Source organism: Pseudomonas sp. P4_C4 (assembly GCF_056402055.1).
The window spans coordinates 232,965-244,095 of the sequence record NZ_JBFUID010000001.1; the positions used below are offsets into that span (position 1 = coordinate 232,965).

Genomic DNA, 11,131 nt, shown 5'->3' on the forward strand with positions numbered 1-11,131 from the left:
CCTTGTGGCGCTCAATAGCATCGAAGAACTGGTTGAAGACATCCGCCAAGGCAAGATGGTCATCCTCATGGATGACGAAGACCGCGAGAACGAAGGCGACCTGATCATGGCCGCCGAGTGCTGCAAGCCCGAGCACATCAACTTCATGGCCAAGCACGCCCGTGGCCTGATCTGCATGCCGATGAGCCGCGAGCGCTGTGAACTGCTCAAGCTGCCGTTGATGGCGCCGCGCAACGGTTCCGGTTTCGGCACCAAGTTCACCGTATCGATCGAAGCGGCCACCGGTGTGACCACCGGCATCTCCGCCGCCGACCGTGCGCGCACCGTGCAGGCTGCTGCCGCCCGTGATGCCAAGGCTGAAGACATCGTCAGCCCGGGTCACATCTTCCCGCTGATGGCCCAGGCCGGCGGTACCCTGGCCCGCGCCGGCCACACCGAAGCGGCGTGCGACCTGGCGCGCATGGCCGGTTTCGAGCCGAGCGGCGTGATCTGCGAAGTGATGAACGACGACGGCACCATGTCCCGTCGCGCCGAACTGGAAGCTTTTGCCGCCGAACACGACATCAAGATCGGCACCATCGCCGACCTGATTCACTACCGGATGATCCACGAACGTACCGTTCAGCGGATTGCCGAGCAGCCACTGGACAGCGAACTGGGCCAATTCAACCTGGTGACCTATCGTGATTCGGTGGAAGGCGACGTGCACATGGCACTGACCCTGGGCAACGTGTGTGCCGAAGAACCGACCCTGGTTCGCGTGCACAACATGGACCCGCTGCGCGACCTGCTGATGGTCAAGCAACCGGGCCGCTGGAGCCTGCGCGCCGCCATGGCCACGGTTGCCGAGGCCGGCAGCGGCGTGGTGCTGTTGCTCGGTCACCCGCTCGATGGCGACGTGTTGCTGGCGCACATCCGCGAAACCGCCGATCACGCCGCGGTGAAAAAACCGACCACCTACAGCACTGTCGGTGCCGGTTCGCAGATCCTGCGCGACCTTGGCGTACGCAAAATGCGCCTGATGTCGGCACCCATGAAATTTAATGCGATATCCGGTTTCGATCTGGAAGTTGTAGAATACGTGCCCTCCGAATAATGACCGGTTGTTTCCGGCCTTGAATTCGCGGTTCAAATATCACCGAGGGACGCGTACGAGACGCGTCCCGGCTCTTTAAGAGATTTATCGAATGACCCTGAAGACCATCGAAGGTACCTTCATCGCCCCTAAAGGCCGCTACGCTCTGGTAGTGGGCCGTTTCAACAGCTTCGTCGTTGAAAGCCTGGTCAGCGGTGCAGTTGATGCCCTGGTTCGCCACGGCGTGAGCGAAAGCGACATCACCATCATCCGCGCACCTGGCGCCTTCGAAATTCCGCTGGTTGCGCAGAAAGTCGCCCAGAAAGGCGAATTCGCGGCAATCATCGCCCTGGGCGCGGTCATTCGTGGCGGCACTCCGCACTTCGAATACGTGGCTGGCGAGTGCACCAAGGGCTTGGCCCAGGTTTCCATGGAGTTCGGCGTTCCGGTCGCTTTCGGCGTCCTGACCGTTGATTCCATCGAGCAAGCCATCGAACGTTCCGGCACCAAGGCCGGTAACAAAGGTGCTGAAGCTGCCCTGTCCGCTCTGGAAATGGTCAGCCTGCTGGCGCAGTTGGAGGCCAAGTGATTAGCGACGAAAGCGATCGTTTCAACCCGCGCGATCCAAAGCCTGCGGATGCCGGCAAACCATCGAAAAGCGTCAAGCGTCGCGAAGCCCGTCAGCTCGCGACCCAGGCGTTGTACCAATGGCACATGGCCAAGCAATCGCTGAACGAAATCGAAGCGCAGTTCCGGGTCGATAACGATTTCACCGATGTCGATGGCGCCTACTTCCGCGAAATCCTGCACGGGGTGCCGCAGTTCAAGACCGAAATCGACACGGCGCTCACGCCTTGCCTGGACTTGACCATCGAAGAGCTGGACCCGGTTGAACTGGCGGTTCTGCGCCTGTCCACCTGGGAACTGCTCAAGCGCGTCGACGTGCCGTACCGCGTTGTGATCAACGAAGGTATCGAACTGGCCAAGGTCTTCGGTTCCACCGACGGCCACAAGTTCGTCAACGGTGTGCTCGACAAGCTGGCCCCGCGTCTGCGTGAAGCTGAAGTCAAGGCGTTCAAGCGCTAACAGCGCTTGGATCTAGTGTCCTGTCTCGCCGATACGTTCGTTTTTTAGCGAGTGGCTGGTGTTGCCAGACAAGGCGCCGCGACGAGTCATAGCGTGCTATGGCGAGGAGCGGCAACGCAGTATGGCGACACCAGACGCCGCTAAAAAATGAACAGTATTGGTGAGACAGGACACCCTATGGGCGAGTTTGAGCTGATCCGCAATTTCTTCGCCGCCGCGCCTTGTGCGCAGGGCGGTGAAGGCGTTGCCCTCGGGATTGGCGATGATTGCGCCTTGCTGGCTGTTCCCCCCGGGGAACAGTTGGCGATTTCTACCGATACGTTGGTGGCCGGCGTGCATTTTGCCGATCCCTGCGATCCGTTTCTGCTCGGTCAGCGCTCGCTGGCCGTGGCCGTCAGCGATCTGGCTGCCATGGGCGCCACCCCCGTTGCCTTTACCCTTGCCCTGACCTTGCCGACGGTGACCGCCGATTGGCTGCAAGCCTATGCCCGTGGTTTGAACCAGATGGCGCAAAGCTGCGGCGTGGCGCTGGTGGGCGGCGACACCACCCGTGGGCCGCTGAGCCTGACCATGACCGTGTTCGGGCGCGTGCCGGGTGGTCTGGCGCTGACCCGCAGCGGTGCGCAACCGGGCGATCTGCTGTGTGTCGGCGGCGACCTGGGCAACGCCGCCGGTGCCTTGCCATTGGTGCTTGGCCAGCGCACGGCCCAAGCGAGCATTGCCGCGCCGTTGCTGGCGCATTACTGGTCGCCGCAACCGCAACTCGGTTTGGGTCAGGCGCTACGTGGCAAGGCCACTTCGGCAATGGATATCTCCGACGGCCTGCTGGCTGATTGCGGGCATATCGCGCTGGCCTCGAAGGTCGGTATCGAAGTCGAGCGGGATCGTTTGCCGCTGTCGCAGAGCCTGGTCGACTTTCTCGGTCAATCGGACGCACAGGCTGCGGCACTGAGCGGTGGCGACGATTACGTATTGGTCTTCACCCTACCGTCCGTCGAGTTGCCGCTATTGCTGGCCGACGGCTGGCCGATCCATTTGATTGGGCGCGTCGTTAATGGGCAAGGTGTGACACTGCTGGATGCCAGCGGACACGACATCACCCCGCAAACCCGGGGTTATCAACATTTTCGGGAGTCACCGTGACAGATCATCCCAATCAGGTCCCGGCGGAAAACGTACCGCCGTCGGTCTGGCGTAATCCGTGGCATTTTTTGGCGTTCGGCTTCGGCTCGGGCACCTTGCCAAAGGCGCCTGGCACTTGGGGGTCGTTAGTTGCGCTGCCTTTTATCCCGTTGTGGCAAATGCTTCCCGACTGGGGTTACTGGCTGATGCTGGGCATCACCATGTCGTTCGGCTTCTGGCTGTGCGGCAAAGTGGCCGACGATTTACGGGTACACGACCATGAAGGCATCGTCTGGGACGAAATGGTCGGAATGTGGATCACCCTGTGGCTGGTGCCGGAAGGTTGGCAATGGTTGCTCGTGGGTTTCTTGATGTTCCGCTTCTTCGACATCCTCAAACCGTGGCCGATTCGCTGGATTGACCGGCACGTACATGGCGGCGTCGGCATCATGCTCGATGATGTCCTGGCCGGGGTGTTCGCCTGGCTGGCGATGCAAGGACTGGTGTGGTTTTTCGCCTGACCGGGGATTTCCAGGCGTTGATCATGAGTGCTGTTTATCGGGGGACGCGGGGGATGGCTGTACGCGGATTGATGGTGCTGGCGTTCACGATGTTGTGCGCTTTTTTCCAGGCGCAAGCAGGGGGTGCTACGCCGCCGTCGGTGATTCATCTGGCCAGCGAAGACTGGGAAGACTACACCGCTGCTGACGGTCATGGACTGGGTTGGGACGTGCTACGGCAAGTGTTCGAGCCGGCGGGCGTCAAGGTCGACGTCCGCACCGAGCCGTACGTGCGCTCCCTGGGTCTGGCCGAGAGTGGCGAGGTCGATGCCTGCGTCGGCTCCTATCGTGACGAATCCGAGGGCGTGCTCTATCCCCATTGGAACTTCGACACCGATCACATCTATGCCTTGGGCCTGGCAAGCAGTCCGGTACCCACCCCGCAAACCCTGGGCAATTATCGACTGGCCTGGGTCCGCGGCTACGATTACCAGCATTACCTGCCCAATGTGCGCCACTTCGATGAAGTGATGCGGCGTACCGGCATCGTGTCGATGCTGACCCACAATCGTGCTGACTTCTATATCGACGCTCTGACCGAAGTCGATGACGTTATCAACCGCGCCAAGGATCCGTCCCAGCTACGGCGCACCCATATCGCCGAGTTGCCGCTGTACCTGTGCTTCGCCAAGACCCCGAAGGCGCGCAGCCTGTTGGCCCTGTTCGACCAGCGCATGGAGCAACTGGTGAAAAACGGCGAGCTGAAACCTATCTTCGAGCGCTGGAAACAGCCGTATCCGTTTGAAGATAATTGACCCGTTTCAAGGACTGACACTGAACCCTGTGGGAGCGAGCTTGCTCGCGATGGCGGACTTTCAGTTGACGAATACGCTTCTGACACACCGCTATCGCGAGCAAGCTCGCTCCCACAGAGGTCGTATCTTCAGGGCGCATATCAAACTTTTTGATAGTTATCGCCGATAATTCAGCCTAAGCGTCGCCCGGAACCTGCTGTTACAATGCCGGCTCTGCGAATCTTCAGACTCTTTAGATCAGGAGCACACCGGTGCCTGTCGTTTTTGTCGCCGCTTCCAAGCTGCCAACGCCTTTTGCGCAATTCACCATGCACGGCTTTCTCGATGAAGCCACCGGCCGCGAGCACGTTGTGCTGAGTCTGGGTGAATTCGCCGACGGTGCCCCGGTACTCGGCCGGTTGCACTCCGAATGCCTGACGGGCGACGCCTTGTTCAGCCAGCGTTGCGACTGCGGCTCGCAACTGGAGGCCGCCTTGCAGGCCATCGCCCGCGAAGGTCGCGGCGTTTTGCTCTACCTGCGTCAGGAAGGCCGGGGCATTGGCCTGCTGAACAAGATCCGCGCGTATGAGCTGCAGGACGGTGGTGCCGACACCGTCGAAGCCAACGAGCGTCTGGGCTTTGCCGCCGATCAGCGTGACTATGCCATGTGCCTGCCGATGCTGGAGCACCTGGGCGTGAAATCCCTGCGCCTGATGACCAACAACCCGCGCAAGGTCAAAGCCTTGACCGACATGGGTATCGTGGTCGCCGAGCGCGTGCCGCTGCACACCGGCCACAATCCGCATAACCGACTCTACCTGGCGACCAAGGCCAGCAAGCTCGACCACATGATGGGCAATGAGCATCAGGGCGAGGTAGACCGGGCGTGACCCGCGATCAGGTGCGGCGGCGACTGTCCGTCAACTGGTGGCAGTACCTGGCACTGGCCTTGTTGCCGCTGTTTGTGATCAACGCGGTGTTCGGCCAGGGCGAAGCCATTCTGCCGGTGCTGGCGATGCCGTTGTTCATCGCCGGAGTCGCCTCGATGTTTGTCAGCCTGAGGTTCTTCGGTGCCTACAAACACGCGCTGATCGCCACCCAGAAAGCCCTCGATACCCCTGAAGAACCTGCCGCCTGGATCAGTCTGGCGGCCAAGCGGCGTACGGCATTCCTCGTCGCCGGGCTGCCGGCCTGGATCGGTGCCCTGGCGGTGTTCGTCGGTCTTGAAGCGGTGCCGCTGATGCTGCTGGCACTGTCGACCGCCGTGCTGTTCTACCTCTACCGTATTCCGCGTCAACTCGGTTGATGCGCGCGCTCTGGCTGGCGGTGTTGCTGCTGGCCGCCAGTGGCTCGGCCATCGCGGTCGAGCGGGTTGTCAGCCTCGCACCGTCGCTCTCTGAAATCGTCGTTGAACTGGGCTCCGCCGACCTCATGGTCGGTGTGCTGGACGCCGGTGAACGGCCTGCGCAACTCAAGGACCTGCCCTCCGTTGGCCGCTATGGCCAGTTGGACATGGAGCGCCTGCTCAGCCTGAAACCCGATCTGTTGCTGTTATGGCCCGGTAGCGTCGGCCCGGCCCAGCGTGACCAGCTCAAGCGACTGAATATTCCCACCTACGTCGCCGAACCCCACAGCCTGCACCAGCTCGCCGCACAGATCGAGACCATAGCCGCTCAGCTTGGTCGGCCTGAACGCGGAACTTCATTGGCCAGCGATTTACGCCAGCGGCTGGATGAATTGCGCCAACGCTATCGACGGGATAAGCCGTTACGGGTGTTTTATCAGGTCTGGGATCGGCCGCTGTATACGGTTGGCGGCGAGCAGATCATCAGCGATGCACTGGAGGTCTGCGGTGCCCAAAACGTGTTTACCGACCTGAAGCTGCCGGCACCGCAAGTCAGTGTGGAAGCCGTGCTGCAGCGTAATCCCGAGGTGATTCTGGCCAGCGAACAGGCGCAGCTCGATGCGTGGAAAGCCTGGCCACAGGTGGCGGCCGTGGCACAGGGACAGTTGCGCTTGGTGACGGACAAGGGCCTGGAGCGGCCGAGTGGGCAGATGATTGAGGCGACTGCAAAGCTTTGCCATTTGATTGCGCCAGACCGCTGAGACCGAGGTGCCTTCATCGCGAGCAAGCTCGCTCCCACAGGGATTCGGTTTGATTGCAAATCTGTAATCCAGCCGCAAAACCTGTGGGAGCGAGCTTGCTCGCGATGGCGGTGTATCAGTCAGCATCTGAGTCGACTGACAGGCCGCTATCGCGAGCAAGCTCGCTCCCACAGGGTTTTGCGTTTAGATGTTGAGCAGTTGCAGGCGCTCGCGAATGGACGCTTCGATTCCCGCTTCATCCAAACCACACTCGGCCAGCATTTGCGCAGGCTTGGCGTGTTCGACGTAGATGTCGGGCAAGCCCAGGTGCAGCATCGACTTGAGGATGTTTTCGCGGGCGAGGAATTCGCTGACCGCGCCACCGGCGCCGCCCATGATCGCGTTTTCTTCGACGGTCACCAGCAGTTCATGGCTGCCGGCGATTTCGCGAACCAGCGCTTCATCCAGCGGTTTGACGAAGCGCATGTCGACCACGGTCGCGTCCAGCGTCTCGGCGACTTTCAGGGCTTCGGCCAGTTGCACGCCGAACACCAGCAGGGCGACTTTGCTGCCATGGCGGCGAATCACACCCTTGCCGATCTCGATCGGCTCGAGGTCTTTCTCGATGGTCGCGTTCGGGCCATTACCGCGTGGATAACGCACGGCCGCCGGGCCTTCATACAGGTGACCGGTGGTGAGCATTTTGCGCAGCTCGTTTTCATCGCTCGGGGTCATCACCAGCATGCCGGGGATGCAACGCAGGTAAGAAAGATCGAAGCTACCGGCGTGGGTCGGACCGTCTTCGCCCACCAGGCCTGCGCGGTCGATGGCGAACAGTACGTCGAGGTTCTGCACGGCGACGTCATGCACCAACTGGTCGTAGCCGCGCTGCAGGAAGGTCGAATAAATGGCTACCACGGGTTTGGCGCCCTCGCAGGCCATGCCGGCCGCGAAGGTGACGGCGTGCTGCTCGGCAATGGCCACGTCGAAGTAGCGCAGCGGGAATCGTTCGCTGAATGCGACCAGATCCGAGCCTTCCTTCATCGCCGGGGTAATCCCGACCAGGCGCGGATCGGCAGCCGCCATGTCGCACAGCCATTCGCCGAACACGCCGGAATATTTCGGTCCACTGGCCTTTTTCGGCGCAACGGCCGGGGCGTCCAGCGGTTCGAGTTTGGTAATGGCGTGGTAACCGATCGGGTCGACTTCCGCCGGGGCGAAGCCTTTGCCTTTCTTGGTGACGACGTGCAGGAACTGCGGACCTTTCAGATCGCGCATGTTGCGCAGGGTGGCGATCAGGGTCGGCAGGTCGTGGCCATCGATCGGGCCGATGTAGTTCCAGCCCAGTTCTTCGAACAGCGTGCCGGGAACCAGCATGCCTTTGGCATATTCTTCGGTCCGGCGAGCGATTTCCCACGCACCGGGCAGGCGCGACAGCACTTTTTTGCTGCCCTCGCGCATGCTGGCGTAGGTGCGGCTGGAAAGGATCTTCGCCAGATAGTTCGACAAGCCACCGACGTTGCGCGAGATCGACATGTCGTTGTCGTTGAGGATCACCAGCATGTTGGCATCCACTTCCGGCGCATGGTTCAGCGCCTCGAAGGCCATGCCCGCAGTCAACGCGCCGTCGCCGATCACCGCGATCGCCTTGCGCTCGCTGTTTTGCAGGCGGGCGGCAATCGCCATGCCCAGCGCGGCACTGATCGAGGTGCTGGAGTGGCCGACGCCAAAGGTGTCGTATTCGCTCTCGGAGCGGCGCGGGAACGCGGCAACGCCGTCCTTCTGGCGCAGGGTGCCCATGCGCTCGCGACGACCGGTGAGGATCTTGTGCGGATAAGCCTGATGACCCACGTCCCACACCAGCCGGTCGTCCGGGGTGTCGAAGACGTAATGCAGCGCGATGGTCAGCTCGATCACGCCCAGGCCGGCACCGAAATGCCCACCGGTCTGGCCGACCGTGTAGAGCAATTCCAGGCGCAACTCATCGGCCAGGGTTTCCAGCTCGGCTTCGCCTAACCGGCGCAGGCCGTCCGGCGTTTTCGCGCGGTCGAGCAGGGGCGTGGTCGGGCGTTTGCGGGGAATCTCATGAAACGTCGTGGGCATCAGGCGAATCGTTATAGGTATAAAAGATGCGGCAGTTTACCTGATGCATCGGTCCCTGCCCACGCGTTGGTTTTTTTTGGCGGATTCGCCGTCAGCTGCGGCGATCGACGATATACCGGGCCAGATCGCGCAATGGCTCGGCCGCCGCGTCAAACGGTCGCAGTGCGTGCAGGGCCTGGTCGCGCAGCTCCAGGGCGTAGGCCTTGGCGGCGTCGAGGCCGAGCAGGGCCGGGTAGGTCGGTTTGTCCCGGGCAATGTCGGCGCCCTGGCGTTTGCCGAGGGTTTCGGTATCGCTTTCGACGTCGAGAATGTCGTCCTGGACCTGGAAGGCCAGGCCGATGGCCTGTGCATAAGTCTGCAGGGACTTGAGTTCGTCTTTCTCGRCACGGCCGCTGGCCAGGGCACCGAGCTTGACGCTGACCTCGATCAGCGCGCCGGTCTTGTGCCGGTGCATGTACTCCAGGGCTTTCTGGTCAAGTTTCAGGCCGACCGAGCCGAGGTCGATGGCCTGACCGCCGACCATGCCCGCCGGGCCTGCCGCCAGCGCCAGGGCGCTGACCATTTGCAGGCGGATTTCGGCATCCGACGCGCTCAGGCGTGGATCGAGCAGGGCGCTGAAGGCCAGGCTCTGCAAACCGTCGCCGGCGAGGATCGCGCAGGCTTCATCGAATTTCTTGTGGGTAGTGGGCTGGCCGCGGCGCAGATCGTCATCGTCCATCGCCGGCAAATCGTCATGCACCAGCGAATAGGCGTGGATCAGCTCCACGGCACAGGCTGCGCCGTTGGCTTGCTCGGCCTTGCCGCCCAACGCTTCGCACGCGGCGTAGGCCAGCAGTGGACGCACGCGTTTGCCGCCATTCATCACGCTGTAGCGCATGGCCTCATACAACCGCGCCAGTTCAGGGCTCGGCGCGATGAACAGGGTTTCCAGGGCTGCATTGACGCGGGCCTGGCTGGTGGCCGAGTACGCTGCAATCATTCTGGCTGATCCGCGTCGAAGGGTTCCTCGGCCAACTCGCCATCACGCTCGAGCAGCACTTGAACCTTTTGCTCGGCCTGGGCCAGCGCCGCCTGGCAATCGCGGGTCAGACCGATGCCTTGCTCGAAAGCGGCCAGCGAGTCCTCGAGCGACAATTCGCCATTCTCCAGACGCTCCACCAGCGTTTGCAGGTCGGCGAGGGACTGTTCGAAATCCAGTGCAGCTTTTTTGCGGGCCATGGCGGCGATTTCCGGTTGACGTTAAACCGGCGCGACACTAGCAGATAGGGGGGGTATGGGCAAATGAGCGAGGCCGGTGTCTACGGATTATTCGGCTCATTTCGTGAGCCGAATAACGTCTCTATTCGGCTCACCGTTCACCCCTTACCGTGATTCCCACCGCAATTTCGGAGCCATTCGATTGTTAAAAAACACCCGAATGGCTAACCTTCGAGCCCTATACGACCTGGCAGTCACGGGTCTTTCAGACGAAACGCAGTATCCGCATCGGTAACGCGCCCAGGATCAGGCGCAAGGTTTCGTCATGCATGGCAGGAGGCGTCGCATGCGCTCATTTCTTTTGCTGCTGATCGGGTTGGCTATCGCGCCCGTGATTCTGGCCGCGCCGAATGCCGAGTTGTCGGAGCCGGTGGGTGGCTGGCGTTACAACGGTCTGCTGGACCGTAGCGAAAACCCGCAAGTCGCCTATCCCACGCCACCGATTGACCGAGGCGTGCAGCGCAACCGCACGATGATCGAAGGCCGCCTCAAGGCCATCGGCACTCAGCGCGGGCCGCACACGTTGGCGGTCAACGGCAATCCGCTGAACCTCTACACCGACGAGCAAGGGCGTTTCGCCCGACCGTATGCGTTTGGTGCCGGTTCCAACAGCGTCGAAATCCGCAGCGCCGAAGGCCAGTCCCTCAAGCGTGTTCAATTCTATGAAGCCAACAACCTGCGCACTCCGGCGAAGATTCGCGTGGTGCTGGGTTGGGACGATCCGAAGGCCGAACTCGACCTGCACATCGTCACGCCCGACGGCCAGCATGCCTTCTGGGCGCACCCGGACTTGACCAACGGCGGCGGCCTCGACCCTGACGGCGTCGATGGCCCGGGTCCGGAAATGTTCACCATGACCGCACCGCTGCATGGCACCTATCTGGTTTACGTGAACTATTGGGGCAACTTCGGCAGCGGCGGCTATAACTTCGATGAGACAAGCAACCAGAACGAGGTGATTACCTCGCAGATCAACCTGGTGCTCAACGAAAACACCGTCGATGAAAAACGCGAGACGTTCATCGTGCCCCTGCGCGCAATCGGCGACCTGCTGCTGGTCAAGACTTTCAACTACTAAGCATCCCCGCTCCACGGATGAACATCGGGTT

Annotated in this window: 13 protein-coding genes; 10 read left to right on the forward strand and 3 right to left on the reverse strand. The window is 61.7% G+C overall.

Features of this window, described 5'->3' with window-relative positions; translation table 11 throughout:
- Positions 1-4 precede the first annotated feature (4 nt).
- The 9 genes from ribBA to AC1DXW_RS01125 all read left to right on the forward strand — a co-directional run bounded on the left by ribBA (position 5) and on the right by AC1DXW_RS01125 (position 6,683).
- Entirely contained in the window at positions 5-1,096 is a 1,092-nt protein-coding gene (ribBA, locus tag AC1DXW_RS01085; RefSeq protein WP_007984459.1) for a bifunctional 3,4-dihydroxy-2-butanone-4-phosphate synthase/GTP cyclohydrolase II, read from the forward strand.
- 91 nt (positions 1,097-1,187) lie between these two features.
- The gene (ribH, locus tag AC1DXW_RS01090) at positions 1,188-1,664 is read left to right on the forward strand and encodes a 6,7-dimethyl-8-ribityllumazine synthase (RefSeq protein WP_003228649.1); all 477 of its coding nucleotides are present in this window, start codon (positions 1,188-1,190) and stop codon (positions 1,662-1,664) included.
- Positions 1,661-2,161 (forward strand): transcription antitermination factor NusB, encoded by a 501-nt coding sequence (nusB, locus tag AC1DXW_RS01095; RefSeq protein WP_008053839.1) that lies wholly within the window; start codon positions 1,661-1,663, stop codon positions 2,159-2,161. The genes ribH and nusB overlap by 4 nt, the downstream gene beginning before the upstream one ends.
- 177 nt (positions 2,162-2,338) lie before the next feature.
- Positions 2,339-3,304: a thiamine-phosphate kinase gene (gene thiL, locus AC1DXW_RS01100; protein WP_477752870.1), complete on the forward strand. Its 966-nt coding sequence runs from the start codon at positions 2,339-2,341 to the stop codon at positions 3,302-3,304.
- Entirely contained in the window at positions 3,301-3,804 is a 504-nt protein-coding gene (locus tag AC1DXW_RS01105; RefSeq protein WP_477752871.1) for a phosphatidylglycerophosphatase A family protein, read from the forward strand. The genes thiL and AC1DXW_RS01105 overlap by 4 nt, the downstream gene beginning before the upstream one ends.
- A gap of 53 nt (positions 3,805-3,857) precedes the next feature.
- The gene (locus AC1DXW_RS01110) at positions 3,858-4,598 is read left to right on the forward strand and encodes a substrate-binding periplasmic protein (RefSeq protein WP_477752872.1); all 741 of its coding nucleotides are present in this window, start codon (positions 3,858-3,860) and stop codon (positions 4,596-4,598) included.
- Positions 4,599-4,849: 251 nt separating this feature from the next.
- A complete protein-coding gene (gene ribA, locus AC1DXW_RS01115; protein WP_150726901.1) occupies positions 4,850-5,467 on the forward strand; it encodes a GTP cyclohydrolase II in 618 nt (205 codons plus the stop codon).
- Complete coding sequence (locus tag AC1DXW_RS01120; RefSeq protein ID WP_477752873.1) at positions 5,464-5,883, forward strand: MFS transporter; 420 nt, start codon at positions 5,464-5,466, stop codon at positions 5,881-5,883. Before ribA ends, AC1DXW_RS01120 begins: the two co-directional genes overlap by 4 nt.
- Positions 5,883-6,683, forward strand: a complete 801-nt coding sequence (locus tag AC1DXW_RS01125; RefSeq protein WP_477752874.1) for a cobalamin-binding protein — start codon at positions 5,883-5,885, stop codon at positions 6,681-6,683. Before AC1DXW_RS01120 ends, AC1DXW_RS01125 begins: the two co-directional genes overlap by 1 nt.
- A 183-nt stretch (positions 6,684-6,866) precedes the next feature.
- Here the strand turns inward: AC1DXW_RS01125 and dxs are convergent, their stop codons facing one another.
- From dxs to AC1DXW_RS01140, 3 genes are all read right to left on the reverse strand, one after another.
- Complete coding sequence (gene dxs, locus AC1DXW_RS01130) at positions 6,867-8,765, reverse strand: 1-deoxy-D-xylulose-5-phosphate synthase (protein WP_477752875.1); 1,899 nt, start codon at positions 8,763-8,765, stop codon at positions 6,867-6,869.
- Between the two features lie 91 nt (positions 8,766-8,856).
- Positions 8,857-9,744: a (2E,6E)-farnesyl diphosphate synthase gene (ispA, locus tag AC1DXW_RS01135; RefSeq protein WP_477759713.1), complete on the reverse strand. Its 888-nt coding sequence runs from the start codon at positions 9,742-9,744 to the stop codon at positions 8,857-8,859.
- Entirely contained in the window at positions 9,741-9,983 is a 243-nt protein-coding gene (locus AC1DXW_RS01140; protein ID WP_007970180.1) for an exodeoxyribonuclease VII small subunit, read from the reverse strand. The genes ispA and AC1DXW_RS01140 overlap by 4 nt, the downstream gene beginning before the upstream one ends.
- A 325-nt stretch (positions 9,984-10,308) precedes the next feature.
- On the opposite strand from AC1DXW_RS01140, the gene AC1DXW_RS01145 reads away from it, so the two are divergent.
- Positions 10,309-11,100, forward strand: a complete 792-nt coding sequence (locus AC1DXW_RS01145; RefSeq protein WP_477752876.1) for a YfaP family protein — start codon at positions 10,309-10,311, stop codon at positions 11,098-11,100.
- Positions 11,101-11,131: the final 31 nt, after the last annotated feature.